The sequence below is a fragment of the Ruegeria sp. AH12 genome, assembly GCF_056541465.1.
On sequence record NZ_JBQFYL010000012.1, the window covers coordinates 87669 to 114325 of the forward strand.

Below are 26657 nucleotides of genomic sequence, written 5' to 3' on the forward strand. Positions count from 1 at the left end.
ACCCTCATGCCAAGGATGATGCAATGACACGCCGGACCCCCATGCCCTCCACTTTGAAAATCGGCCTTGTCCTTGGCCTCTTGTCAGTCGTAGGACCGATGACAATCGATATGTATTTGCCCGCGCTGCCGACCATTGCCGACGATCTCGGTACCAGTATCGGCGCTGTTCAGGGAACATTGACCGCCTACCTGATCGGGTTCGGCATCGCACAGCTTTTCTATGGCCCCGCTTCGGATCAGATTGGTCGCAAACTACCGCTCTATCTCGGCCTTTCGCTGTTCATTGCCGGAACGGTCGCGGCCTTTCTGGCGTCAAGCGTTGAAATTCTCACGGCCGCCAGAGTTGTGCAGGGCCTTGGCGGGGCGGTGGTGATGGTCATCCCACGTGCCATAATCCGCGATATTGATACGGGTGCAGCAGCGACGCGGCTCATGGGCATGATCATGATGGTCATCAGTGTCTCGCCCATGGTTGCACCGCTTTTGGGCAGCGGAGTCATGGCTCTGGGCGGATGGCGCTCGATCTTTCTGGTGCTAGCGGCCCTCGCTCTACTCAGTCTGGGGCTGACACGGATCGCTTTGCCGGAAACCCTGGAAAGAGAGGATCGGAGACCGTTTCGCGCAACAAGCTTTGTGCAAGGCATCAGAACGCTCATGTCGGACGGCACCTATTTGGGGCTGACCTTTATTGGGGCCCTGGGTATGGCCAGCTTCTTTGTCTTTTTTGCGAGCGCGTCATTTGTTTACACCGGCCAGTTCGGCCTCACGCCCGTCCAGTTCAGCCTCGCATTCGCTTTGAACGGGTTGAGCTTCTTCTTGGCAACCCAGTGGGTTGGTAAGGTTGCGGAACGCATCGGCATGGCCGCGATGATCAAACGGGCAACGACCGTCTTTGCGTTGGCCGCGTGTAGCCTGATGGCTTTGATCCTCGCCGGGTTTGGCAGTCTTTGGGTCATCATCGCGCTGTTGTTCATCACCTTTGGCAGCCTTGGGTTTGTCGTTCCGCCTACAATGGTGATGGCGCTCGATAAACACGGTCAAATCGCAGGTCTTGCTTCATCGCTGGCTGGCACGCTGCAAGTTGTCACGGCGGGCGCAATGATCGCCCTCACTGAACCCTTCTTTGACGGCACCGCCTTGCCGATGGTCGGCGTCATTGCAACCTGCGCCATCGCGACGCTCTTACTATCCCGCGTGACCTTGCGCGCCAGGACCGCAGAACAACTGGCCTAACACGCCTGCAATCTCCTCACCCTACAAAGGAAAAAGATCATGTCGATGTCGACAACACACCCCAATGTGCCTGCCGTGAAGGCAACCCTTGATGCCCTGATCGGTGATGTCTCCGGCCATTCCTTCGAGACGCTCGACCGGACCTATCATCGCGATATGCAGACATACCTGATGGTCGAAGGCGGCGCAGTGATGCAGAACGACAAGCCTGCCTTCATGGAGCATGTGCGGCAGGCGATGGGCCAGGAAATCGATCATGATCCCTGGGCTGAATACCACATTGTCGAAGCGAACGAGACCCAAGGCCACGTCCTGATCAGCCGTAAGAACAATGTCACCAATCGCAAGCAACTGGTCAGCCTGAGCATTGACTTTGTGTTCGAAGACGACCGTTGGCAGATTACCCGCGAGGTCATCATGACCCGCGGCGAAGAGACCTAAAAGGGCAAGAGATGACCTCTTATGATTTATGATCGGATCTCCCGCGTAAACCACTGGAGCACGGCCATCCTGTTCATCGGTATGCTTGGCTTCGGGTTTTATCTTGCCTATGGCGGTTTGCCAGACCCAGAGAAAATCCCACTTCTGAACATCCACAAACCTGTGGGTGTGATCCTCGCCCTGTGGGGCACCTGGCGGGTCATCTATCGTCTGCATCAGGGATTTCCGGCTCCCGCTTCGGAAGGGTCAAAGTGGCAAGACTTGGCAGCACGTCTGACTCACTGGCTCTTATTGCTGGCGATTGTCCTGATGGCTGCGTCAGGGCTGACCATGGCGCTGTTTTCCGGGTTTCCAACGCATTTCTTCGGCCTCTTCACCATCCCCGCAATTGCGCGTGTCGAATGGCTTTCTCTCGGTGCATTGGCCGTCCACAAATGGACTGCCTATGGAGCAACAGCCGCGTTGGTTCTGCACCTCGGGGGCGTGCTCAAGCATCAATTCGTAAACAAGGATCGAACCCTTCACCGAATGCTCTCGGGCTGACCCAAGAGCTCCAAACTTTCACTCTCCAACTTCATGAAAAGGAAAACCCCATGAAGACTCTCACTGCTTTGGCCATATTGGCAACAACCGCAACCATGGCACTTGCTGACGACAACGCTCAAACCAGCCTCAGCGCGGTCAATGATCGCTTCAATGAGTTTGCAGCTGCACACGATGCCGATGGGCTTGTCTCTCTCTATGCGGAAGACACGCTTTGGATTGCCCAAGGCACCCCTGTTACCCAAGGCCTCGAAGGACCTCGACAGCTTTTTGAATTCGTTGCCACGAATGAGGGCAAGGTCACCCACACGATTGACCATTTGTTCGTGGCTGACGATGCGTCTTTGGCCGTCATGATCGGATCTGTCGAAGCCGTCATCGAAAGCCAGGGCATGGATGCCACAGGCACCTACTTGTTCATCCTTGAACCCGAAGATGATGGGTGGGAGATCGTCACTGATATGTGGCATCAGCATGGCCAGTCTTAACGATTTGAGCCAGGTCAGCCGGAATAGTTAAAAATCAAAAGCTACCATTGCCAGAACTCTGTGCAATGGCGGCTTTGTCCGCGACCTGTAAGTCCGCCGCTTGATCCATGCTGCGGGCCGCACCAATGACCGTTTTTCTCGCCGCGCGGCGGTATGACCGATTTCGCTCATGCCGCAAATTTCAAGCTGCGAGCGCGCGCAGCACAAACGGAAATGACCGCCTTGGCTCTCTTATTGAACCCGCCTCGCTTTGCATGAACGGTGGTGTCGCCAAAAAATCCTTAGAGTGTCATTTCGCCCCGTCCCGCAAAGGACCCCTTCCAGGGCAGCAGTTCATCAAGCCTGTTGATTTTGTGATCGTGGATACGGTCAAGGATGTCTGCGAGATAAGCTTGCGGATCGAGGCCATTCATCTTTGCGGTTTCGATCACGGTCATGGCGCGGGCGAGGGTTTCGCCGCCGGTATCGGAACCTGCAAACAACCAATTGCGGCGACCGACGCCGATGGGGCGCATGCCGCGTTCGGCTGCGTTATTGTCGATGGCCACACGGCCATCATCAAGGAACAGGGTGAAGGAAGGCCGGCGATTGAGGCCGTAGCGGAAGGCCTTGGCCAGATCCCCCTTGCCGGGGAGTTGGGTCAGTTGGGTTTCAGCCCATTGCCTGAAGTCCTCGACGAGCGGTTTTGTCTTTTCCTGCCGGACGGCTCGGCGTGCCTCGGCGGATTGGCCCGAGACCTCGCGCTCGATGTCGTAGAACCTGCCGATCCGGTCGAGCGCTTCCTTGGCGATCCCGGATTTCGTCCCCGTCCAGACATCGTGGAAGTCCCTTCGCAGATGCGCCCAACAGGCGGCCTCGCGGAACCGGGCACTTCCGTCGGCGCCGCGCTCATAGAGGGATTTGAAGCCGGAATAGGCATCAGCCTGCAGGATACCGCTGCTGTTTTCGAGATGAGTACGGGGGTGCTCACCCTTTCGATCCGGTGAGAAGTAATAGACCGCCCCGGGCGGTGCCGTCCCAGACCATGGCCGCTGATCGCGGACATAGGTCCAGATGCGCCCCTGTTTGACGCCCTTACCCAGCCCTTTGGATTTGGCGGATCGGTCAAGCACCCGGATCGGAGTGTCGTCTGCGTGTAGCAGATCACTGGCCATGACGTCGGACACGATGCGCTCGATCAGTGGCTTGAGCGTCCGCATCGCAGCCCCGCACCAATCCACCAGTGTGGTGTCCGGTATGTCGGCCCCCATGCGTTCAAAAATCTCATGCTGGCGATACAATGGGACGTGATCGTCGAACTTGGACGTGAGGATATAGGCCAGGAGGCCGGGTCCTGCCATGGAGCGAGGGATCGGACGGCTTGGCGCAGGCTCCTGCACGATCTTTTCACAGCGGCGGCAGGACTTCTTGATCCGGGCAATCTCGATGACCTTCAGCTGCGCTGCGATCATGTCGATCAGCTCGCTTACGTCTTCGCCCAAGACGCGCAGACCGCCACCGCAATCCGGGCAGCTGTCCCCGGGGTCGAGCTCCCGGCGCTCACGAGGCGCATCCTTGGAAATACGCAGACGGCGACGCGGGGCCTTCTCTTCTGTGGGCGCTTCCCTTGGGGTGGTGATAGCTTCTTCAGCATCGTCATCGGACACCAACGCATCATCGACCTCGGCCATGGCAACCTGTAGATCCTCAAGCGCCAGTTCCAGTTGCTCGATCTCGCGCTCAATCTTTTCGGAGCTTTTGCCAAAGGCCCGCATTTGCAGTTTGGCGATCCGTGTGCGCAGAGTCTGAACCAGCAGATCATGGGCCCGCAGCGTCGCCGAGAGCTTGGCATTCTCGGCCTCCAAAGAGGCAATAATGGCCTTCAGAATGGCCGGATCATCAGGCAGATGTGGAGGGCTCTCGGACATGGGTGTGACTACCATGAACCGCCGGAAAGCACCATAAAAACAAGCAATATCAGAGCGGTAATTCACCCCACCCGTGTAGGCGGAGCACCCCAGTCCGGACGCCGCCAGTCAATGCCTTCCCACAGCATCGCCAGTTGTGCCGAGGTCAGCCGCACGCTCCCTCCCTCGGCGGATGGCCATGGAAACCGGCCCTTCTCAAGCACCTTGTAATAAAGGCAAAACCCCTGGCCATCCCAGTACAAGAGCTTGATCCGGTCACCACGACGGCCCCGGAAGGCGAACACCGCCCCGCTGGTGGGTTTTTGGCGTAGAACGTCTTGCGCGATGGCCGAAAGCCCAGCGATCCCTTTCCGCATGTCGGTCACCCCACAGGCGAGGTAGACCCGAACACCCGTTCCTGGACCGATCATGCCTTTTCCACCGCCCGGATCAACCGGGTCAGCGCCGCGGTATCCATGGCGCTGTCGAACCGAAGGCACCGCCCATTGGCCAGACGAAGCTCTATTGGAACGGACACCACCCGCTCCGATGCAGGCGGCGGTGCCTCGATGGCCGGAAGGTCGATTGGCAGGAAGATCGCACCCCCATCCGCCGACCACAGGCCCTTCTTTTTCAACTCGTGTCGCCAGGCGTAAACCTGTTGTCGAGTGACATCATGGCGCTGCGCCACCTGGGTGACTGTGGCACCGTCAATACCGACTGAGGAAACGATCTTCAGCTTTGCGTCATCGCTCCAACGTCGCCGACGTTCGGCCCCAAGCACCTCTCCCGGCATGCGCCCTCCTACTAAGATACGTCATTAACGACGTCGCTATGCACGGGTCTTAGACGATCAGGCCGCCATCAAACAGGCGGTCCAAATCGGGCGGTTACCATGATAGGGAAAAGGCGCAATGAGTTCGGAAACCGTGACAGCATACCAGCGGGGTAAAGAACCACGGGACTATAGGCGTTTTTCCCCAAAAAATGGCCCTATCGGCGAAGTGGATGCAACTTTTATCCAATCAGTTTGGGGACGTTCAGCAAACTTGTTCTCCTGTTTTGAACTCGATTCCGGAGTGCTGTTCAGCGTCACGACGTTCTCCCACAACCAGTATGCAGTCAGGCGAGGTGGGCCAAACCTCAGTCTGGCGGTTCCAGGTAAAGGTGCCGACATGATCCATCCTCCTGAAAAGGAGGATTCACAAAATCAGCAAGATGGGAATTCCTGCGATTCAGGTTTTGGGCGGAACGCTTTAGCACAGTCGAAACATCATCCCATGAGTTCAGAAACATCTAGTTCATACGTAAAGTCTGGATCATGTAGGTTGACGCCATGTCGTCTAAGAGCTTCGCAAAGCCATCTTTCGGACTTCGGGTCAACAGGGACACCGTTTTCTAATCTTTGCTCAGCGGTTTCGTGTGACCGGAGACCGGGATACAATACCCGAGAATATCCCCCATCAGGCACAAGCTCCTCAACCAAACCAAGCAGGGAGCCAGTATACTCTGTGGTCGCATCTAGGTCATGAGGCGAGATGACCAGAACAAAGTGACCGATTTTTGATTTGGTTCCTATGTTTGTGCCACTTGGCTTGTAGATGGCGTTGCATAGAATTTCCGCCAGCAATGCTAAACCGAAAGCTTTATGCGCTCCTTGATCTTCGGTGACCCCCATCGGAGCAAGCAAGGGGAGCGCATCGGCTTCATACCGTGTTGTGTTGTCTTTTTCTCTCCCTCGTGTCCACATACTATGTAGTGGGATACCTCGAATATTAGCCAATTTGATGCGATTTCCGCATGCTGCGGTTGTGGATGCATCAAACAACAACGTAGGAGTATCTGTAGTTGGAGCGGCAAAACAAATCGGGTTCGTGCCTAACAAGGGTTGGGATGACCGAGGAGGAACCATCAGTCCACGACCTGCGGCAAGCACCAAACAGAACATTCCTTGCTTGGCGGCACGCAACGCATAATATCCTAGAGCGGAAGCGTGCCTTGCGTTTGAAATAAATGCCAAGCCCACGCCGTTTGAACTGGCTAGGTTCGAAGCTAAGTCGAGCCCCTCATTGAGTGCAATAGCTCCAGCGGCACGATCCGCGTCAACAGCAACGCACGTTCCGGAAATGTGTGAAACTTTGATTTCCGGGGCAGTGTTGATACTGTGCGTCCGGATGTCATTCACATAACGTGGCAAAAGCGTTGAAAAGCCGTGCGTATCATTTCCTCTAAGATCTGAAAAGCTCAAGACTTTCGCGCACTGCCTAGAATGTGAAGCAGATAGCCCTTCGCGTCTGAGTATTTCATAGGTAGCCGCATGTAGTTTGCCAATTGGTAACCGACGATACCCATCCGGAAACGCCCTGAAGGCTTCTCGATAGCCGTGTTCGCTGTCCACTAGTCGTATCTCACTCTTCCCAGTCGCACATTCAATCGTCGATAGGCAGCGTGTCGCTTCGGGTGAATGGTCCGATATTCATCTAGTGGGGCAAGTAATGCTCCATTGTAGGCGTGCATTTTATCGAAATAGGCCACGATGCCTCTATTAGGCCAAGGCTTGTTAGTGATGCCCAGGAGCGCTCTAAAAGCGACATCCTCATTTCCGCGACCGTAGTGTTTAGCCAAGAGACTATATGCGATCGCCGGACTCCGGCTCGCGCCGAGTTGACAGTGTACGACTACCCTCACGGGATGGAGAATTGCTTCTTGGATAATTTGGTCAAGGAAGGTGTCTATCTCCGACAGTCCCGCATCTGTGCCATATTGATAGTTGTGATCAGTGTGATCCCTTGCGTTTATGCTTAAACGATCAATGCCCTTGACAGCCGGAATCTCTGGAAGTGTTTTGCCAGGATCGATCATCGAGATTAGATGTGTAGGATCGAACGCCTCCATGTCGCCAATCAGCCTATCTTGCCAAAGGGCGCTCACGCGGACAGCTAAGTTCTCCATTCTATCGATCTCCAGAAAAATCGCTTAGAATCGCGAATTCGGTTTCGCACATTTCCCTGCTCGCGAATGCCATTCGCTGATCGGCCAACAAGAGCTTGCTGAAGGATTTGCAGTCTTGGATTCTTTCGACCTGCCTTTCGGAGGTGTTTTTGGGGAGCTCATCAAATGGGAAATACTCGATTTTGTCTGCTTCATCGGTCAAAGTGAGGTGCCCTCCGATGACGCTGCATTCAAACAAAAAAGAGAGCTCGTCATGTGTGGGTTTGTTGTAAATCCCCCTTAGGGCTTTGATCTCGACGATTAGCCCGACTTCTTCTTTCACCTCTCGAACAGCTGCGTCCCATGGGCTCTCGCCTGCATCAACACCACCGCCTGGCAAGTTCCAGAGGTCTCGATCCCGCCGATGACAAAGTAAAACGCTTTGAGAAGCATCAAAAATCACCGCAAAAGCACTTAGCTTAGTCATTGGTTTTGTACCTTTGCCGGTGATCCAAAAACCGTTGCCCGTGCCGGAACGTCACTTAGTACGAGTGAGTTTGCTCCAACAAGAGAACCTTCTCCGATGGTGACATTTGCCATTATTGCAGAGCCGCTTCCGACGCGCGAACCATCGCAAAAGACCGGCGCCCGTAACTCAGTTTTTCGTTCCAAATTCCGATCATTGATGGTGACGATGTTGGCACCAATATGGCAGTTTTTTCCTACATAGGTGTCGCCGGTTAGATGGGTCTGGGCCGAAACTCTTGTACCACTTCCAATTCTGGTATCTCGCTCTATGGATACAAAATGTGAGATGACAACTTCATCTCCAATTTTTACTCGAGCGCGCACGACACAGTTGTGCCCTATCATTGAGTTTTGCCCGATACAGACACCGGAGCAAAGAATAGCTCCTGCTCTAACGACTGAACCGTCACCGATTTCGATTAACCCATAGTTTTGACCATCATCTTCGGTAGGTACCACTACCACACTCGGATCAACCTGAGTGTTTTCTCCCAATGACACCAAATCGTTCCGAATTGCATCTTCTATGAACATTGATTTCTCCTAAGGAATGTTGGCTACGTTCTTTTTTCGAAGTGATCCGCACTCAAATACTCCTTGCAAATCGCTCGACCGACAGAGCAACGAAGCGCATCTGAAGCGCCATCAGCAAACCTCAACCCCATCAAATCTCTGTATCGTTTTTCAAGGCTTAGTTCGGAAGAATACCCAAGAGCTCCGTGAACATTCATCGCAAAGTCTACGGCCGAAATCGCTCGTTCAACGCTTTCGGCTTTTACCATCGATGACAGCTTAGAAGGTGAGAGCTCGCAATCTGGTGAATTCAGCACCCAGTCTCTCAACAACTGCGTCGATTTGATAGAAGCGAAGTGAAAAGCAAGGTCCCGTTGAAGATGAGACATCTCGGCAAGTCTGCGACCCTGAATCTGCCGCTTGCTCATGTGCATTTTTGCCAATCTGATAGCATATTCGGCGCATCCGATCGCTACACTGGCAATCATCGTCCGCCAATAAGAGAAGTGGTTTTGAAGAATTACGTGGGCGGGGATCACACTGTCTAAACGGGATTCAGGGGGTAACTCAACTTGGTTTATCTGCATCGAGCCCCAAGAGAAGTTTGAGTGCCCCATACCGTCTATCGTTGATTTTTGCGCTAACTCGGATGGGACAAGAAACAAGGCCAGGCCATCTTTTGAGATGTCGGAGTCAGCTTGTGTTAATACAATAAAATGGCTCGCGGTGAGCATGCGGCCATTGAACTTCTTCTTTCCAGTAATGGTAAATCCGGAACCCGATCTGCTGGCACGAGTTTTTAGATTAGTTAAATCTGATCCTGCTTGCTCTTCGGTCATTGCTATCCCGAAAAACCAATCACCATCGCAAATTGGGGCGAGCAGATCCGCGACATTCTCTTTTTCGGTATAAATCAATAACCGCGCATGCCCAGCACCGGGGACATCCCTCAATTCAACGTCTAACTGACCAAAGCGAAAGAACACTTCTGCCATTTGCTGTGATGAAAACCCGCGGCCTCCCATATGCAGCGGTATGTCGATTTGGCTGTTTCCTGATGATACCAAGTGCTTTCGCCAAACCATTGGATCGCTGCAGCCTTTCAGCGCGAGCATGGCTTGGTATACGGCAGAATCGTAGCTATCTCGGCTCACAAATTTTTCCGAATGAGAGGCACTACTAATAGAAGGCATTGATTTAGTCCTCCTGAAAGGAAGCTAGATGGATTCAGCTAAGTTCAAATGCTTGAATGCATTGTTCTTCCTTCCCACTAAAAATGATGGATAGCAGACGGGAACTCGTCGAAGTTGGGAGGTTTGAGTCCGCTAAACGCGGCAGATGAATTACTTCCTCGACCTCAGTTACCTCAAATGGTAGCTTGAAATCTAATTCTGCTATTCGCAGATGCCGAACTCCAATCGCCTGATCTTTGCTGTGATGCGGCTTCAAGCCGGGCTCAAGTCCGAGTTTTACCGAGATCAGAGCCATTTCAAGATCATAACCGCTGTGCAGGTTGTGAATTCGGGGAATCAATCCCCCTGCAATTCGTGCAGCAATTTCAATGAGGTACAGCTCTCCATCTGCAACTTTAAACTCTATGTGTAGAACCGCTGAGTTTACCTCGAAAGCAGCAATTATCTGTGAGCAAAACAACTCGATGTCTCGGAGTTCATCCCGCTCAATATGGAAACCCGCGACGTGCCCGATCTCTATACAATTGTGGCTGTTGTCGGTGAACTTTTTAGTAACTAAGACTGTCTTCAAATCGCCGTTTTTTACTACACACTCCGCGCTAAATTCCGAACCGCCGATCAACTCCTCTATCAAGCCAGTCGACTGGTGCTCAATCCCGGTAGACGTCGATCGGCTGGGTTTAAGAACTTCCGCAATTGCAGCTTCGGCTTGTCGAGGGTCGGCGCATATCCTGACCTGCTGCCCGCCACACTTATCGACAGGTTTGACAACAACGGGATAGTCTAGGGCTTTTAGCGCATCTCTGTGACACACTTGGGAAAAGATCTTAAAAACTTCTGGTTGTGAGATTCCTGCCTGCAACGCAATTCTGCGCATCCAAGACTTGTCTCTCACACCGCGGGTTTGCCCATTCAGGCTTGTCGGAAAACCAAATGCAGTACAAAGTCGATCCGCGCTTGGCACACAGTACTCACCTCCAGGAACCACAGCATCGAATTGCTCTGTTAGGTTGCCTGATAGATAGTGGGATTCAGCTTCCTCAAGAGACTTGAACGCCGTTACACGGTCGGTTTCTAGCTCTAGTTGTTTCAGCGCGCGGTAAGCGCTCGCCTTTTCTTGAACCGCGAAAAAAGCATCTATTTTTAGCTTTTTGCTAGCTCGAAAGAAACGCTCAGCAGCCTCCGCAGTCAACGGAAAAAGAACAAGTATTTTTTTTTGTGAGCTCATTCTGCACCCACCGTCGTAATCGTGATTTCATCCATTGCATCGACCGCAATGTTCTCGGCCTCTGCCGGGCTGTCGGCGACGGTGAGTACATAGCCAATGCGATCTTTGGCAGAGAGAATTGATGGAACAGATGTTCCTAATGCGGCTCTGCAAACGACTTCTACAACCCCTGGGCGATACCGCTGCCCTAACAGGCCCTTTATCTCGGTTACTCTTCCGGGCTTGGTATTGAAGAATCTAATTGAAGCCGCTTTGTGCAGATTCTCCTGAAATCTTTGAGTAAGCGCCGCTTGATTAACATACCAATTCAAAGATGACCAAACCATGTCGACACCGGTCACAAGGAGCGCCATCTCGTGGATTTTATCACCACCAGTTCGGTTGTGTGTTTCCACAATCTTGGGCCCGCCGTCCGACAGAATTAGTTCCGTATGACTTGGGCCATCCTTGAGGCCAATTCGGTTCAGGCATTCATGGACACATTGCTCAATACCCCGAAATTCCGGGGCTTCCAAGACCGACGGGTTCTGCAGCGTTTGCTGAACAGCAACGAAGCTGTTGGCGGCCGCGTCTCCCATGTCCCGCTTTTTTGTGATGGCGATGATGTGATGAGTCCCGTCAAAACTCAGGGCTTCGATTGAATAGAGCTGCCCCACTAATTTTTCCTCGGCCAATGCCGGTAGCATTCCTTCTGGCAGTCGATCAATATCGTTGTCGCTTTTCAGTAGGAGCACTTCGCCCGATCCGACACCGTTTCGAGGCTTGAGTATGATATCTCCCTGGCATTCTAGCCGAAACTGTTTCAATTCGCTAAGCGAACAAACCAATGACCATTTTGGAGAAAGAGTGCTTGGCAAGACTTGCCGCATTATCGCTTTGTCCAAGGTTCTTTCAGCTACCGTGTAGGTCGTTGTCGTCAACGATAATTCTTCGGATATTCTTCCGGCCAACCCAAGGCCCCGCTCGGTGTATGATATCGCACCGCATAGTTTAGTATTGTCGGAAAAAGCTCTCGCTTGCCTGATGAAGTAGTCAGAGTTGCTCAGATCCCCAACGATAGTAGGGAACCCTGCTGCTAGGACCTGACTGGTACAAGCTTTGAAATCCGTTAAGATAAGGCAACTAGCGTCTAGATCTTTGACGGCTTGCAGTATCCTGTCGCTGGGAGCAATCAGACAGATAGTACCTTTCGACATTAGCTCATCTCCGGATCAGTGATGGGAACTCGCGAAAGCTGAAAAATAGCTACTGAAAGAAGCGCGCATACGAAAACCAACAGAGTTGAGTAGAACAGGTCGTCAGTAACGCTAATAATTGTTGCATGAAGAACGGGCGAAATGGCGGCGCTTCCAAGAGCGAACATTCTCAGAAGACCATTGGTACGACCTCGCAGATGGGGAGCAATGATCAGACTTCTCATAGCTAGAGTCGAGGTGTTGGCCGCAGCTTGGCAAAGTGACAGTAACCCAAAACCTGCGAACGCTGCGAGAGAGACATTGGGTGAAAAGAGCCCCAAAACGCCTACCAACCCAAACCATTTGATGATGACTATGCGTGATGTGATATCCGATCCGACGGCTAGGTACTTGTTGACCCACGCCCCTATTGCCCCACAGATGGCTCCAAATGATATCAGAGCACCTGGCGAAACTGCTGTTTTCAGATCAGGACCTGATACTCCCACGACAATCAGGGCAATTATGCCGCCCATACCCAAGTTGTAGATGAACTGGGAGAGCATCAACCCACGAAGGTTCGGATCATGTAAGATCACTTTGAGTGATGATGCCAAAGAAACTTCGGTGCCTTCTATTTCCACGTGGTCGGATTGGGATTTACTTTCTTGGATCTGGCCTAGAACCAAATAGTTGAGGAAACCAGAAACCGCATAGAAGACAGTTGCAGCAATGAATGTCGGGTAAATACCTAGAAACGAAATCAGAAAACCGGCGGCAATCGGCGCGGCGGCCAAAGAGGCGTTTGCCACAGCTAAATATGAGCCATAGTTTCGTTCGACATTTGTGCTCTTGGAAATAGAGGGCACGAAGACGAATTCGTTGAGAATTGCGAGCAACGTTGTCGCAGATCCCAATCCGATCAACAGTATCGCCGTTGCACTGGAAGACCCAAGGAATACAAAATAGGGAGTTCCACATACACAGGCAGCTTGCAACGCTACGAGCGCCATTAGAAGGCCCTTGCTGACCCCGCGGTCAATAATTTTACCAAAAAATGGCGAAAAGACCGCCGGCAGCATCTGCAAAGACAGAATACCGACTGCCACAGAAGCCTGACCCGTTTCAGCAAGAACCATCCATGGGATAGCAACCTGTAATAGGCCACTACCAAATCTGGCGTTAGCTGCGGCCAGCGCAGTTGAGGCGAGAGGCATGTTGGGCATCAATGCAGCCCCGTCGCTGATAAATCTTTGGGACCGTTCTCAGTGAATAGTTCAAAGTCTTTTTCAACACCGGTTGCTAGTAAGTCCAGGTTTCCTAGTGAGCTAACCATCTCGACGAGCTCAGTGGAGTCACCAACCTTGGCCAAGGCTCGGATCCTATGGCCGAGCGCATCAACCCTTTCGAAGAAACGCTGGTGATACGAACTATTGGATATCGATGTTTTATCGTCCTTGCTGAGTTGGCCATTGAACGGAATTTCGGCGGCGATACCAGTTACTTCGAATTCACTGAGAGGTGTTCTATCTACTTCCGCAAACTGAAGCAGCTTGTCTGGCACGTTAAAACCAACTGTCGCCAGTAGGTGCGTTACTCCGGTTAATCGACCGTTGATTTCTGTGACATAGAGATGATCCTCGTGAATTATTCCTTCTATCTCCAAACAACAGGGATTAGTGACCAGTTTGGTGACATTAGCAGCAAGCCTTCCAAGATCATTTTTTACATTTTCGGAAGGTTCAAAGGGCGTGATGCGCAGGCGCTTGAGTGCATGCCTGTAGCTTTTCCGGACGCCCCCCTTAAACACTATCGGTGATAGGAGATAGTCTGCTCCATCTGAGACCAAAACCACACTAATCTCTATGCCAGTTAAATAGGCTTGATAGACGTAACTGGCGTGATTCTCAGACCTGTGCGCTTCAAAATCCTGTTTTGACTCAATTTTCACAATTCCTTTTCCGCCCCATGATTTCCGCGGCTTAGCAATAATAGGAACAGGGAGAAGCGCAGTACTTATGTCCACATTAGGGGGAATAAGTGAACCGATTGCTTCGAGAAATCGGTTCGTACACAATTTATCAAAGAATACCTCGGAACTCTCTGCATCCATTCCTATACAACGTGTTCTTGTACCAGATAACTCCGCGACCAGGCTCGAATCCTCATGAGCCATGTCATCGCGCGGCGACGAACATACAACGATATCGACATCGTGGTCTGCTAGGAAGGATCGTATAGTTCCTAAGCGATCCCCATCCTTTATGCACAGAAACTGAGAAACGCTCGCGGAGTCTTCAGGTTCGACCAATCCGATATTGGGAGCAATCAGTCGCACTTTGCTGGATTCTGCAAAAAGCCGTGCGCGATAAGGATGAGTTAGCAGCACTGAAAGACGCTTCATGGAGACTCTCCAAAGTATAGATCGTATGCGCGCACAAGGGGTCGACTATAAATTAGCCGTTAGGGGCAGATAAGATGCGCAGACAATTAGGGGATAAACCTTTGAGGTAGATAGAATCATAAACAACAACTTTAGGGTGGCATCATTTTGATACTTCGTCAAAACTCTAGGAGGGCATGCGCTATGATTTGCCGACATCTAAGAAGAAACCGCACTGGAATGTATCCGTCCGTTTCAGTCCCATAGTTCGTCTCCTTTGTTGCAATAAATGCTATCAAAGGAGCGGCATCAAACCGCGACACGTCCAGATGGTGTTACGGAGTGCTTGATAGTGTCCACCATCGATAGTGGACATCTTGGGGTATTCTATGGCGGGCAAGAAGGATCAAAAGAAGCGGTTTTTGGACTGATGACGAGAAGCGCTCGATTTGTGGCCAGACGCGAGTACCGGGTGTATCGGTTGCGCAGGTAGCGCGGCGGTATTCGATGAACACCAATCTGATCCACAAGTGGTTGCGCGACCCTCGTTTTGCCCCTGTTTGCGATGGGGAATGTGCGCTGATGAAGCCTCTGATTTTCTTCCGATAGAGATTGAGGGGGCAATGCCGACACCGTCACATCATGATATACAGGTTTCCGCACCGGCATTGGCTGGGCCGGTTTCTGCACAACGCGTGGACATCACGCTGTCCGATGGCCGCCGTATTCTGGTGGAAGGTACAACGTCTCTGTCTGTTGTTCTGGTGCTGGTGGAAGGGCTGTTACCTTGATCCCGGTGCCGTCGAATACACGGGTATGGTTGGCATCAGGCGTGACGGACATGCGGCGCGGGTTCAACACGTTGGCGGCGCAGGCCGAGAAGGTTCTGGAACTCGATCCCTATTCCGGCCATCTGTTTGTGTTCCGGGGACGGCGCGGTGATCTACTCAAGATCATCTGGTGGGACAGCCAAGGTGCCTTAGCGGCAAACACAGAAGTACCCAATGCCGTAAGTGGATCGCGGCATTGGGTATCTCGGTGTCAGTAGTACCGATTATTCCATTCGATATAGGCCCACCAAAGACATCCTATTATGCCGATGGCAAAAAGCGGCCCGTGTATCCAGCCATTAAGATACCAAGGGTAGTCGCAAGCCTGCCGGAAAAATCCATCAGAGGGACAGTTAGTGTCGGTGTAACCGGATCTCACCAGGCGGGTTAGAATCCAGGCACAAGACAAAGAAATTGCAATGAGAAAGCCGTAGCTGAACCATTTCAGGAAATAGATCAGCGCACCGAATGCCGCTATCACTGAAACACATCTGGCAAAAGCCCATAAGCTGTCTCCGATAGATGCGCCCGTTAACTGGGACAGCCACAATGCCGGTAAGAGTAGTGCAATGCTCACAATTACGGTCAGCGGGGCAACCCAATCAGTGTCATTGCGTTGGTTTGACGCCATAGATTTACCTTTCGTTTCAATAGATAAGATCAGATGGCTTTCATCGGCTGGATCGTCAAGACGGGTAAACCCGTACTTTCAGTTCTTGCCAGAAGCTCGGCGCATTCGCCGGATGCACCGGTTCATGATCGTGGTGCGTTCGGCCCGCAGTTCCTTCAGGGCTTGTTCCTTCCGCTCGATCCGGACGTGCAGCTTAGCAAGACGGATTATCTCTCTCTTTTCCGCGAACCGGAGCCATGCAGCCCGAAGCCCGAACACACTGTCGGGCGACGGCTTGATGACTTTCTCGGGCGGCGGGTTGTTATGCCCCATCATCGGAGCAATCTGTGCAGTTGTAGACGCTGCACAGTGGTTTCGATTTGCCGCCAGCATCATTGGCCTCCTGCACCTGAAGAAACAGCCGATGGACGGGCGGTCCGGACGACACATTGTTCCAATCCAGCAATCTCAGCGTTCCCGGCAACGCATTTCACTACCGCAAGCCGCCACTCAGTTGTGAGGCGCTTTTCTGTGTGCGTTTTGGTTGCGTACCAAGTCCCTGCGACGGCGGCGAGCAAGATCAGAGTGCGAACAATCATCTATCAAGTCCTCCGTGGTTAAAGGCTGTGGCCATCATCTTCATGGACGTGGGTGGTCTGTTCGCGGGTATGAGCAATCTCTTGCACCACGGCTGCAATCTTGCTGGACGAAACTTGGTGCAGCTCACCGACAACGGCCTCGGCGCGCTCGTAGCTGTCCGGAACACCTTGGCTGTTAAAATGGGCGGCAGCGGTGGAAATGTCCGCGTCTCGCCAAGTCGCCGTGGTGCCGACTGAAACGCTGTCATGATCGTTGTAGCGAGCCAGGAACTTGTTTCCATCGAGTCCGAAGCTGTTGGCGGTTGCAACAATGTCGTCACGCACTGCCAGCCATTTTTCGGCCTCGGACGGGTCCAGGTTGTCCAACTCGGCCGCATTCATGGATGTGGTGTAACTGTCATCAGCAACAGTGTACGCCTGCAGGTCGGTGTCGTATGGGCGTAGCTCGGCAACATCGCCCTTCAGCTCTCCGATCTGCACGTCCATTGCAGCGCGCAGATGCGGATCTTCGACCTCTCGTGCAAGAGCCTCCATGTTCTCGATGGAGTTCACAATGTCCTTAGTCTGCTGTTCGTAGTTCTCGAAACCGGCCTGCCCCAGAGCGGATTGCATATACTGAATATAGCGATCACCGGGCGACAGGTAGTCGTCGGAATCCTGAAAGCCTTTGTCGCCGGACAGATCCGCGAGCGACGAATAGTAGGGATGATACAGGTCGTATTCCTGAGCATTGGTCATGTGCTGAGAAACCAAAGCCTGCATATCGTTCAGATCAACCGGCTCCCCTGACCGCTCCCCAGACTCCAATTCGATTTTCAGTTCTTCGACCAGATCTTTTTGCGCCGTATGTTCGTCAACACGGCGGTTGGCCTGGTCCTCGATGTCGAAGCTCTTTGAAGCGATGGCGGCACGATCATAGCCCATCGCCTGCTGTTCTTTCTTGATGATGTCGATCTGCTCTGAAACGCGATCCTCGCGCGGGGCGGATTGATCAAATTGGAAATAGGGTGCGAAGTGTTCGACTTCGTTCAAAAGATAGTCTGTACGCGAAACCATAGTTTTTCCTTTGCGAGTTGATGGAAAACTCTGTGATGGATCTGCCTACGGCGTTGGCGCGCTCATCAGGCAGACCGGGTGAACTCCTTATAGGCTGTGTCCGTCATCGCCACCGCGCCCTTGCAAGAGCGGGTGCGTTGCGTGGGCGTGAACGTCTGAAAGTTCTTCCGAGATTGCGATGATCTTGGAAGAAGCAAGCTGGTGCAGCTCGTCAACAACGGCCTCTGCCCGGTCGTGGCTGTCCGACAATCCTTGAGCCTGGAAGTGGGCCGCTGCGGTCGAAATGTCGTCGCTGCGCCATCCCATTGTTGTGCCCAAAGTGACGTTCTGATGATCGCCAAAGCGGGCAACGAACGCCTCGCCATCAAGGCCGTAGCTGCTGGCCGTGTCGGTGACTTCCTTGCGGATCGCCGCCCACTTGTCGGCCTCTGGATAGTCCAAGACATCCATTTCGGCAGTGCCCATTCCCATCATCGTTGAATAGCGCCGGTCCTCGATGATGAAGGCTTGAAGGCCTGGATCGTTGGTGCGCAGATCCGCAACGTCGCCCTTCAGCTCACCAATCTGAATATCCATTGCGACACGCAGATGAGGGTCGTCAACCTCACGGGCCAGCCCTTCCATCTTGTCGATGGATTGCAGCAATTCTTTGGTCTGAGTCTGGAAGTCCTCATAGGCCCCCTCGCCCAAGGTGTCCTGCATATAGACCTCGTAGCGGTGTGCTGCCGGGGCATAATCTGGGGTCGCCTGGAACTCCTTGTCATCCACAATATCAGCAAGGGCAGACAGATATGGATGGCTCTGTTCGTTGTCCCGAACGTCGCTGATATGGGCAACAACCTGAGCCTTCAGCTCGGGCGCGATTGTTTCCTCTGAACCGCCTAATTCGATGTGTCGCCGCAAGTTGCTCATGACCTCGGGGGACACATAAGACGGGTCTCCCGGCTCACCGTAGTCATCAAAATGATGGGCTTGGTCCAGTAGATGTTCCATTCTCGATACCATAGGTTCCTCACTTTCAACGAGTTGGATGGCAAACTCTTCGATCCGGTCTTTGATGGCGTTGGCGCGCTCATCAAACAGATCCGACATTCTTGCGATGGATAGGGTCATCACATCGGCGGCCATGTCGCGGGCCGTAACTTCTACTTCCGGGGTGCTTTCAACAACCGACATTCCGGCCTGAACTTTCCACGTTTCCGTCTCAACTTCCTGCCGCAATCCGCGCTCAAGGCGGGTCGTTGCGGTCAACTCAATTCCGTATTCCTCAGCAACCTCGACCTGGATAGAGCGCTGTACGTCGATGTTCATTTCGCTGCTCATACCCATAGCCAACCACTGCCCATGTTCGACGCCTCGGTTGTTCACAACGATGTGGACATGGGGGTTGTCAGTGTCGTTGTGGAAGACCGTCAGGTAGTCCCAGGTATCGCCAAAATCACCGCTCCCAAACAGACGATCAGCGAACTCCAAACCGGCCTCATGAGCGGCGTCCGGATAGGTGCCTTCGGGGAAAGAAACGATCATGTGACGGGTGTAACCGTAGTTGGTTTTCCCGTTGAAATCCTCGGCCCAGGTCTCGATCAAATCGCTGACCTGATCCGCATCGAGCGGGGTCACGCCATTGTCCCGGATGTCCAACACGCCCTCTGCTCGGACAGTCAGATAATTGATCTGGCGGCGCAACTCATGCGCGTTTTTCACCCCACCCTTACGTACGTGTTTCACAACTGCTTCAGGCATTCCAACCACGGCACCAAGCCGCGCCTTGATGGATGAGGCCCGCGAAATCATGAACTTCATGCGCTTGGCGGTCTGCAACTGCTGATTGATCTGTTTGGAACGATTGACACCCTTCTGAGCTTCGCGGAACGCAAGCTCTAAGAAGTCACCTGCTGTCAGATCGTGGGTTGCAGCAATCATGCAGCGGCATCCCAATCGTCATCACGCAAGATCCGGCGAATGGCGGATTCTGGCTCTCGGTTCCGGCGCGCTGCTGTGATCATCGCCTTCAAGTCTTGCCGGTGCTGGATGATCGCACGATGGAGATTTTCGACGTCGCGGCGGTCGTCATCCGTCCAGATCACAGTGCCGCGCTTGGCCGATTTCGCTAGCTGGTTGAGGTTGGTGTATCCACCCTGAACTTGCCGCAAATGCTTCTGCCAGAGATCCACAACAGCGGGGTCAGGATCGAGATAACCGATCAGCCGATAGATCAGTCGTTGGATGATCTGGTTGCGGCTCTTGGCCCCGAGCGCGGTCACAGCCGCCTCAAGACGCTCCAGCGCATCCAAAGGCAAGCGTACGGAAAAGACAGTGGTGTCAGTGGGCTTGCTCTCGCTCAAATCGCAATCAATCCTTGGTTGCATTTGTAATTTGTAACACAACTACCTTATCCTGTCATACTCTCCAAGAGGAAACCAGGGGTGATTTCAGAAATCCGCATTTTCTCAAATTGCCCTCGGAACAGTTTTGCTCTTGGAGGCAATTTCCACGCCGGGAAAAGGGTCCCGCCCCTTTTCCAGCCAGCAGGCGTGGGTGCCGGTGGACTGGTGCAGGGCAATCACGCGAAGCGTGAGCTGCCCGAACAGCGCCCGTCACATACCGGCACGTTCAAGCTCAGTATGGCATTTTCCGCGCGCCTCAGCGCACTCAGTTTCCCGCCGCTCGCGCGGCGAGTGTGGCAGGGCTGAGGGATGCCGCGTTGCGGTGGGACGGTGTCCCTGCCCGGCCTTTAGGCCGCGCGCCACGTGTGGCGCATATGTGGTCCGGCCTCTGGCCGGAGCAGAAGAAAGGGCGGCTTGCGCCGCCCTGCCCTCGTGTCATTCGGTGACGGGATCGTCATCGACCCGCTTCGGGAAGGCCACCATCTCGACACCGGGGAACATGCTGTGCCGGACCTGGATCGAGGTGATGTTGCCGGTCTCATCGGTGTTGACGAAGAGAACCCCGCACCGATCCCAGAAAGTCTTGCCTTCTTTTTCACCGGTCTTGACGTTCAGTTTCAGAGTTTGAGTTGCCATTGTTTGATCCTCGCTATGGCGTGTTTCGATGAACATGGGAAAAGCGGGCAACAAGGGGACGTCAGCAGGGAATTTTGTCCGCGCGGAATGCGCCGCAGGCGCAGGGGAAATTCCCTGTTGAAGCGCGGCGCCCGACACGGGCACCGCGCGTCTTCCCCGACTGCCCGCTTATGTTCATCCCTTCAGAAACACCGCAGCCGAGGATCTTCTACGGCAACGAGGTTGAAACTGACAGACCAGGTGAAAGGCAAGACTTCTTGGGATCGCTGCGCGCGGGACATCTGAACAAAGCGATGAGACAAGTGGCGGCAAGATCACCTCGATCCGACGCAAACGTAATACTCAGTTCAGGGTGCGGGTGGACTTCGCAGTGACATCACCACGACCCGAGCGACCTTTCTAACGCGCGCCTGGGGGCAGGACCAGTACAAGGGCAGAGGCCGCGGAACGCCGTCCTAAGATAGAGGCCCACCGAAGCGGGCCACAAGTTTGACCAAAGGAAAGTCTGGAGGTATTGAGTTCAGGCTAACGCTTGCGCGCGCGATCGACAACACCGTCGGCTGTGATCGTGGCAATGCGATCCTCGGTGCGCCGTGTCATTTCCACACCGTCGCCCGTCATATGTGCCTCGGCAAATTCCGTGAACTTGAAGATGCTGCCATCGGCTTCAACATGGGTTTCATCTTCCGTCGAGCGCCGTTTCACCGACCCGTCATGGCGGATTTCGATGATCGTGTTGTCAGCCATGCGGACCGTCACGGAATGCTCATCCGCGGCCACACCCTGCCACCACATATCCGCGTCTCGGCGCACAACGATACGGTTTGGATGCAGCTTGATCTGCACGTCCTGCGTTGCTTCCGGATCAGCGGCTTTGACCACAACAATCGCCTCCTGTGCGCTGGGGTCGTTGTGGATCGATGCACTCCCGTTCTTTGGCGGCCAGAGCTTTGGCTGTTCGCGCGGCTTGCCTGTCTGATCCGTATGAAACCCGACAAACATCTGCGCGGATTTCCAAACGCGGCGAGCCGCTTTCTCGAGCTTGTTCGATGGGGTGTCCATGGGTCTATCCAAATCCGTTCTAATCAAGTGATCGCTTTAGAAAATGAGCCGGGTGACCGACCTCTGATAGCTATGCGCGACGGGGTGATTGCGCAATGCCACTTTGAGTTTTCATCATTGAGGCTGACACAGCCAGAGATTGAGAGGCAGGACGCAAAGCGCCCTGCCCCGTTAGGTTCAGAAGTACTCAGGAACCCAAGCATCGATCCGGGCTCTCTGTGCCTCGGTCACGCCCAACGCGCTCTGATGCTCTGTGTCGTTGAAGAGTTTGTGCATCGCCTCGTTCTTCGCACCTTTCTTGGATTTCGCGAAAGCTTTGAACATGTCGGTGTCGACATGCAGGTCCAGCAGGTCCTTGTAGAGATCATCCAGCTGCCAGCCTTTCAAGCGCATGAAGCAGTTCTCTGCCGACGGGGTCCAGATCGCGCGCATGTCAGCACCAATCTCAGCCTCGATCTCTGCCATGAACTCCGGGCGCTGGGTCAGGAACCGCCGCGCCAGAAAAGCCGTGATTTCTCCGTTGCGGGTCTTCTTGCCCAGATCGCGGAACGCTTTGAACGCCTCCACGCTGCCCTGTGCGGCCATCTCCTGGAACTGGTCATAAGCTGCCTCTGCCGCCTCATCTCGTTCCCCACCAAGGCGCGGGTCGAGAGTGAACTGGTCATCGATCTCGGGTGTGTTCCGCTCAGCGCCACCATAGCCAAACCCAAACAGGTTGCTGGTCAGACCGGAGGCCGGGGTGGCGGAGAAAGCAAACAGGCTCAGCACATAATCAGGCTTGTCCAGCAGGGCCGTTTGAACGGCTGCCAGCCGGATCGCCACCATGTCGTCGATGAACTTTTGTGAGTAGGCCGGTTTTGGTGTCTCGACGATCTCTGGCTCTTTGACAGGGGCCAGAACACCGGCCTCAATGGCAGCCTGTACATGTTCTGCCGCGACATAGGCCGGGGATGTTTTGATCTCACCGGTGTTGCCGACATAGAGGAACACGCCGGACAGCTTGCGCTGCGCGTCGGAATAGAACGGCGCGGCATAGTCTTCGAGCGCAGCGAGCTCCTTCTCGCCAGCCTCGTCCAGAGCCTCAGCCTCATAGAGTTCGGCAAGCTCGTCATAACGCTCAGACTGTTCTTCGGTGAAGTCCCGGCTCACCATGCCCAGACGGTGCATGCCTTCACTTCCCGAGAACCCATAGGGAATGTAGCTGTCTTCATGGGTCTCCACCCATTCCCAGCCTTCCGCTTCGCGCAATTTCGCTGCTTCTGCCACCAGCTTCTCGGCAAACAGGCGATCCAGTAGCGCGCCGTCATTGAACAGGGCCTCATCAGCAAAGAGATCAGCGGTGACCGTGCCACCTGCTTCAACATAAGCATCCTGCCCCACAAACACCGCCTTGCGGTTGGTGCTGCTGACAGCTTCTGACGTCAGTGCCTGTTTGACATCATGCTCACTGAACCACCGGCACTCCTTGGCCTGTTCCAGAACCTCCAGAATTTTCTCTTCTTCGGTGCTGACGGTCATGGCCTTGGCCAGCCCCATGCTGATCTCACCAGCTTTGAGCGCGTCCAGAACGGCGGCGGGCAGACCGGCCAGTGCGAGGCGGCGACGCACATGGGCTTCGGTGACGCCAAACGCGTTGCTGATCTTGGCAACAGACAGGGATTTCTCCGCCATCTTGCCATAGGCGCGGACCTCGTCCACTGGGTCCAGTTCCTCCCGGGCTGTGTTTTCCGCATTGGCCCATTGTTCGGCCACAAACGGGTTATCCGTGACCTTCACGGGGACCTGTGCCAGATCGGCGCGTTCGGTCACAGCAATGTTCAAAGCCCGCAGGCGACGACCACCGGCGACGACAGCGACTTTGCCATCCGCATCGCGCAGACCGCTGAGGTTCTGGATCAGGCCACACATGATCAGACTGTCAGCCAGCAAGGCGATACCTTCCTCGGCAACCTCCTGTCGTGGGTTCAGATCAGACAGGTAGAGATCGGACAGGGCAAGGGTTTCAATGGTTTCCGGTGCGGTGAATGTTTCGACTTTGCTCATGGGGCAAATCCTTGTTTGAGTGTTTCGCTTCGTGTTAAGGGTGCCCTACCCCTTCCGGGGTAGAGCGGGGCCGCTTAGGCGGCTGCGTGTTGTTTCAAGAAGCGGAGCGCGATGTTGGCAGACAGGCCTCCCTTCTTGAGCAGCTCAATGGCTTCGTGCCGTCGTTGCTGCAAAGTTTCCTGACTTATTGTGATCACCCCCTTTCAGGTTTTTGCGGGCATAGGTTCACCCATTGCCCGGCAGGGCATGCTTGCATGTCCCGAGAGGGACCTTTCCTGCGCAGGTTGCGCATGCAGTCCCTGCCCCTCTGGGACAGGGCTGGTCTCAGTATTCGCTGGGGCACATGATGGTCAGAACGCGGCGGGTCACTGCCGGATCAAACGGGCGGTCGGAGCCGTATGTGTATTCCGTGTCGTAAAGATCGATCTTCCAGAACAGCTTTTGGCTGCTGACCGTCACGGTCCCAAAAGTGTGATCGCCATAAGGGTCATTGCCCTCGTCGAACCGGTCATCCGACGCCACCGCCTTCAAAGCTGCGGTCTGGAACTCCACCCCTTCACCCGACACACCGGGCGTGACAAACACCTGGCCCTGAATGCCTTTGGACTGCATCTCAATTGCTGCAGTCGGATCGATCAGGGCGTTCCGAAACAGGTCATTCTGGGCCGCAATCTCTGCCGCCTGAAGGCAGGTGTCGTTCTCGATGTCTGTTCTTGCTTCACTGTTCAAAACCGTCTCTCCTATGTCATGCGACCTCCGGGGTTGATCCCCTTTGGTGCTGGTTTTGAGCCGAGCCCTGAAAGGGCGTCGTCTCTAAAACCTGCCACGTGGCGAACGCGGAGAGGGGCGAGACAGGACAAATCGACAAGAGTGGTGCGGCCCGCAGCGCCCCGCGCGAGGACACGGTCTTGTCTATTTGTCTTGTCCGAGGGGGGAGGCCGCGCCTTCCCCCCGACGTCGGAGGGCGTTTGGCTTGCCCAAATCCCGCCTGACCAACAAAAATGGCCAAAGGATCTTCGATCCTGCGGGGGCGCAAAAGGGATCGTCACCCGAATGGGCAGATCACCACGGCATGGACCGACCATGACCCAAAGCCCCTGCCCCGGCTCGCATGAGACGGATCAGGGGCTACTGGGACAGGGAGATCATGCTGGGGTGTTCTGGGTGGAAGCCGGCCTATCGGCTGAAACCTGGAGCCCGGTCACGAGCCAAAAAAGGCTCGGGATTTGCTATGGAAACAGATTGAAACCCGAAGTCACTCACCGACCGGGACGTAGCCTCGACGGCGCTTTTGCTTTTCGAGGTTATGGAGTGCATCAGCAGCTTGGGCTTCGTTTTCGTACGTCACCATCATGGCTTGTCCGTTTGTGCCGATGCGTCCCCAAGTACGAAGGACGGACACTTCCCCAAACAGGGTCGACTGCAGTTCAATTCCATAGAACCGTGCCATGTTCACGCCCGGGTCCACATGGATCAGGTGGACAGGTGTGGTTGCCGTCAGCTCCATGATGTGATTGTCGGCGAATTCAGCGCGTCTGTCCAATGACTTTGCAAGATCCATTCGTCGGAATGGATTCTGATCCTCAATGGAACGGACCTACATTTTCTGAGCGGATATCCGCACAGTTTTCTCTCTTTAATGACCGTGCTCACGCAGAAGAGAATTTTTCACGGCCGGAAACTGCCGCTTAGTCAGATGATGAAATTCCGCGTGAGATAGCCAGAAGCAATGTGGAAATGTTGCCGCCTCAGATTAGGGCGCATACGATGTTCACTACTCTTCCCAGTGGACATAGAGGGATGAACGAACATGGCACAATCATTGGAAGGTGGGTGCTTCTGTGGTGAAGTGCGCTACCGGATCACCGGTGAAGCGGTACTGCAACTCATGTGTTTTTGCAGAGATTGCCTATCGATGACCGGTACAGATGGCTACGCCGGGTACATGATAAAGTCAGAAAATCTACAGCTACTGAAGGGCAAACCACGGACCTTTGAGAAGACCTCAAAGGAAGGCCGACCTGTTATCAAGCATTTCTGCGGTACCTGCGGGTCAGGCGTGTGGGGTGTGACGGCCTTCGGATTGACGAGCATTGCAGCTGGGACACTGGATGAACCAAACAACTTCAGCCCATCGAAAAAGGTTTTTGCGAAAGATGCCCCCAACTGGGCCAGAGTTCCCCACCACTTGGAAGATATGTAGGGGTTTAGGCTTTGGTATCACGTACATTTCTTTCTGGGAGTTGTTCCTTCTGGTGACCCGAATTGCTACGATTGTAGTTGAGGCAACAAGCAGGACATCAAGATGCGCAATGCTATCTTCTCACCCTTAGCGGCTTTGTTCCTAGGGGTCGTCATTGGCGTTGAGCCGGCTGTGGCGGCGTCACTGGGACCATATGAGGTTTTTGGAGTCGAAGACGGTGACATGCTAAAAATGCGCAGCGGACCTGGAACAGGGTTCAATGTGATCGTTGGTCTTCCAAATGGAACCGCACTACGAGTTCACAGCTGCGAGCAGACCGGTGGCACACGTTGGTGCCGCGTTTCATTGGAGCGTGCTCGTAGACTAAAGGGGTATGTCTCTTGGGCATACTTGCGGAAAATCTAATACGACGATGATCAGCGATGCCATCTTACTGTAACAATAGAATGCTGGCAGAAAAGGCCGCAGTGTAGCTTTCTTGTTGCCGGTGATGGGAACAAGCGGGAAACCACGATCGTGTTTCCGGCCCAAAGGCGACATCCATCCCACTCAGCATTGCTGCGTTGCAGCTTCCCTAAAGCGGACCTTTAGAGCGCCCCATCAGATTTGGGCCAATGTTTTGTTTGAGCGTCGAAGGGCACCCCAATCCAGACTTTCGCAACTAGGTTCTGCGAATCTCGATCATAA

28 protein-coding genes and 1 pseudogene are annotated in these 26657 nt (G+C 54.0%); 8 read left to right on the top strand and 21 right to left on the bottom strand.

Going from position 1 to position 26657, the window contains the following annotated elements; genetic code table 11:
- Positions 1-23: 23 nt before the first annotated feature.
- Genes ACR0EL_RS16340 through ACR0EL_RS16355 form a run of 4 tightly spaced genes read left to right on the top strand, consistent with a single transcriptional unit; the run spans position 24 to position 2707 of the window.
- Positions 24-1235 (top strand): multidrug effflux MFS transporter, encoded by a 1212-nt coding sequence (locus ACR0EL_RS16340; protein WP_480501128.1) that lies wholly within the window; start codon positions 24-26, stop codon positions 1233-1235.
- A 39-nt stretch (positions 1236-1274) separates the two neighbouring features.
- Positions 1275-1676 (top strand): hypothetical protein, encoded by a 402-nt coding sequence (locus tag ACR0EL_RS16345; RefSeq protein WP_480501130.1) that lies wholly within the window; start codon positions 1275-1277, stop codon positions 1674-1676.
- A gap of 21 nt (positions 1677-1697) precedes the next feature.
- On the top strand, positions 1698-2219 hold the full coding sequence (locus tag ACR0EL_RS16350; protein WP_480501132.1) for a cytochrome b: 522 nt from the start codon (positions 1698-1700) through the stop codon (positions 2217-2219).
- A 50-nt stretch (positions 2220-2269) separates the two neighbouring features.
- Positions 2270-2707, top strand: a complete 438-nt coding sequence (locus ACR0EL_RS16355; RefSeq protein ID WP_480501134.1) for a YybH family protein — start codon at positions 2270-2272, stop codon at positions 2705-2707.
- 281 nt (positions 2708-2988) lie between these two features.
- Here the strand turns inward: ACR0EL_RS16355 and tnpC are convergent, their stop codons facing one another.
- From tnpC to ACR0EL_RS16415, 12 genes are all read right to left on the bottom strand, one after another.
- Complete coding sequence (gene tnpC / locus ACR0EL_RS16360; protein WP_480501136.1) at positions 2989-4614, bottom strand: IS66 family transposase; 1626 nt, start codon at positions 4612-4614, stop codon at positions 2989-2991.
- A 62-nt stretch (positions 4615-4676) separates the two neighbouring features.
- A complete protein-coding gene (gene tnpB / locus ACR0EL_RS16365) occupies positions 4677-5024 on the bottom strand; it encodes an IS66 family insertion sequence element accessory protein TnpB (protein ID WP_480501138.1) in 348 nt (115 codons plus the stop codon).
- On the bottom strand, positions 5021-5389 hold the full coding sequence (gene tnpA / locus ACR0EL_RS16370; RefSeq protein WP_480501140.1) for an IS66-like element accessory protein TnpA: 369 nt from the start codon (positions 5387-5389) through the stop codon (positions 5021-5023). The genes tnpB (ACR0EL_RS16365) and tnpA overlap by 4 nt, the downstream gene beginning before the upstream one ends.
- A gap of 477 nt (positions 5390-5866) precedes the next feature.
- Positions 5867-6991, bottom strand: a complete 1125-nt coding sequence (locus ACR0EL_RS16375) for an Ldh family oxidoreductase (RefSeq protein ID WP_480501142.1) — start codon at positions 6989-6991, stop codon at positions 5867-5869.
- The gene (locus ACR0EL_RS16380; RefSeq protein ID WP_480501144.1) at positions 6991-7545 is read right to left on the bottom strand and encodes a hypothetical protein; all 555 of its coding nucleotides are present in this window, start codon (positions 7543-7545) and stop codon (positions 6991-6993) included. Before ACR0EL_RS16380 ends, ACR0EL_RS16375 begins: the two co-directional genes overlap by 1 nt.
- 1 nt (position 7546) lies before the next feature.
- Complete coding sequence (locus tag ACR0EL_RS16385; RefSeq protein ID WP_480501146.1) at positions 7547-8011, bottom strand: NUDIX hydrolase; 465 nt, start codon at positions 8009-8011, stop codon at positions 7547-7549.
- The gene (locus ACR0EL_RS16390) at positions 8008-8586 is read right to left on the bottom strand and encodes a DapH/DapD/GlmU-related protein (RefSeq protein ID WP_480501148.1); all 579 of its coding nucleotides are present in this window, start codon (positions 8584-8586) and stop codon (positions 8008-8010) included. The genes ACR0EL_RS16385 and ACR0EL_RS16390 overlap by 4 nt, the downstream gene beginning before the upstream one ends.
- Positions 8587-8609: 23 nt before the next feature.
- A complete protein-coding gene (locus ACR0EL_RS16395; RefSeq protein WP_480501150.1) occupies positions 8610-9758 on the bottom strand; it encodes an acyl-CoA dehydrogenase family protein in 1149 nt (382 codons plus the stop codon).
- A 34-nt stretch (positions 9759-9792) separates the two neighbouring features.
- A complete protein-coding gene (locus ACR0EL_RS16400) occupies positions 9793-10986 on the bottom strand; it encodes an ATP-grasp domain-containing protein (protein ID WP_480501153.1) in 1194 nt (397 codons plus the stop codon).
- The gene (locus tag ACR0EL_RS16405; protein WP_480501155.1) at positions 10983-12182 is read right to left on the bottom strand and encodes an ATP-grasp domain-containing protein; all 1200 of its coding nucleotides are present in this window, start codon (positions 12180-12182) and stop codon (positions 10983-10985) included. Before ACR0EL_RS16405 ends, ACR0EL_RS16400 begins: the two co-directional genes overlap by 4 nt.
- Positions 12182-13387 (bottom strand): MFS transporter, encoded by a 1206-nt coding sequence (locus tag ACR0EL_RS16410; protein WP_480501157.1) that lies wholly within the window; start codon positions 13385-13387, stop codon positions 12182-12184. Before ACR0EL_RS16410 ends, ACR0EL_RS16405 begins: the two co-directional genes overlap by 1 nt.
- Positions 13387-14565 carry an ATP-grasp domain-containing protein gene (locus ACR0EL_RS16415; RefSeq protein WP_480501159.1) on the bottom strand — a complete coding sequence of 393 codons (1179 nt, stop codon included), beginning with the start codon at positions 14563-14565 and terminating at the stop codon, positions 13387-13389. Before ACR0EL_RS16415 ends, ACR0EL_RS16410 begins: the two co-directional genes overlap by 1 nt.
- 602 nt (positions 14566-15167) lie before the next feature.
- On the opposite strand from ACR0EL_RS16415, the gene ACR0EL_RS16420 reads away from it, so the two are divergent.
- Both ACR0EL_RS16420 and tnpB (ACR0EL_RS16425) read left to right on the top strand, forming a co-directional pair.
- Complete coding sequence (locus tag ACR0EL_RS16420) at positions 15168-15335, top strand: hypothetical protein (RefSeq protein WP_480501161.1); 168 nt, start codon at positions 15168-15170, stop codon at positions 15333-15335.
- Positions 15332-15523 (top strand): annotated as a pseudogene (gene tnpB / locus ACR0EL_RS16425) (IS66 family insertion sequence element accessory protein TnpB); the annotation flags it as partial. The gene ACR0EL_RS16420 and the pseudogene tnpB (ACR0EL_RS16425), both read left to right, overlap by 4 nt.
- A gap of 560 nt (positions 15524-16083) precedes the next feature.
- Here tnpB (ACR0EL_RS16425) and ACR0EL_RS16430 read toward each other — a convergent pair.
- The 9 genes from ACR0EL_RS16430 to ACR0EL_RS16470 all read right to left on the bottom strand — a co-directional run bounded on the left by ACR0EL_RS16430 (position 16084) and on the right by ACR0EL_RS16470 (position 25328).
- Positions 16084-16377 (bottom strand): hypothetical protein, encoded by a 294-nt coding sequence (locus ACR0EL_RS16430; protein ID WP_480501163.1) that lies wholly within the window; start codon positions 16375-16377, stop codon positions 16084-16086.
- Between the two features lie 224 nt (positions 16378-16601).
- A complete protein-coding gene (locus ACR0EL_RS16435) occupies positions 16602-17639 on the bottom strand; it encodes a hypothetical protein (protein ID WP_480501164.1) in 1038 nt (345 codons plus the stop codon).
- Between the two features lie 87 nt (positions 17640-17726).
- Entirely contained in the window at positions 17727-19562 is a 1836-nt protein-coding gene (locus ACR0EL_RS16440; protein WP_480501165.1) for a relaxase/mobilization nuclease domain-containing protein, read from the bottom strand.
- Positions 19559-19984, bottom strand: a complete 426-nt coding sequence (locus tag ACR0EL_RS16445) for a hypothetical protein (RefSeq protein ID WP_480501166.1) — start codon at positions 19982-19984, stop codon at positions 19559-19561. The genes ACR0EL_RS16440 and ACR0EL_RS16445 overlap by 4 nt, the downstream gene beginning before the upstream one ends.
- A 477-nt stretch (positions 19985-20461) precedes the next feature.
- Positions 20462-20662: a hypothetical protein gene (locus ACR0EL_RS16450; protein ID WP_480501167.1), complete on the bottom strand. Its 201-nt coding sequence runs from the start codon at positions 20660-20662 to the stop codon at positions 20462-20464.
- Positions 20663-21187: 525 nt separating this feature from the next.
- Positions 21188-21724, bottom strand: coding sequence for a hypothetical protein (locus ACR0EL_RS16455; RefSeq protein ID WP_480501168.1), 537 nt, complete (start codon positions 21722-21724; stop codon positions 21188-21190).
- A gap of 177 nt (positions 21725-21901) precedes the next feature.
- Complete coding sequence (locus ACR0EL_RS16460) at positions 21902-23767, bottom strand: ParB/RepB/Spo0J family partition protein (protein ID WP_480501169.1); 1866 nt, start codon at positions 23765-23767, stop codon at positions 21902-21904.
- Between the two features lie 324 nt (positions 23768-24091).
- Entirely contained in the window at positions 24092-24496 is a 405-nt protein-coding gene (locus ACR0EL_RS16465; RefSeq protein WP_480501170.1) for a DUF3768 domain-containing protein, read from the bottom strand.
- Between the two features lie 526 nt (positions 24497-25022).
- On the bottom strand, positions 25023-25328 hold the full coding sequence (locus ACR0EL_RS16470; RefSeq protein WP_480501171.1) for a WGR domain-containing protein: 306 nt from the start codon (positions 25326-25328) through the stop codon (positions 25023-25025).
- A 249-nt stretch (positions 25329-25577) separates the two neighbouring features.
- Between ACR0EL_RS16470 and ACR0EL_RS16475 the strand changes: the two genes are divergently transcribed.
- The gene (locus ACR0EL_RS16475; protein ID WP_480501172.1) at positions 25578-25970 is read left to right on the top strand and encodes a GFA family protein; all 393 of its coding nucleotides are present in this window, start codon (positions 25578-25580) and stop codon (positions 25968-25970) included.
- Between the two features lie 102 nt (positions 25971-26072).
- Positions 26073-26375: an SH3 domain-containing protein gene (locus ACR0EL_RS16480; RefSeq protein WP_480501173.1), complete on the top strand. Its 303-nt coding sequence runs from the start codon at positions 26073-26075 to the stop codon at positions 26373-26375.
- Positions 26376-26657: the final 282 nt, after the last annotated feature.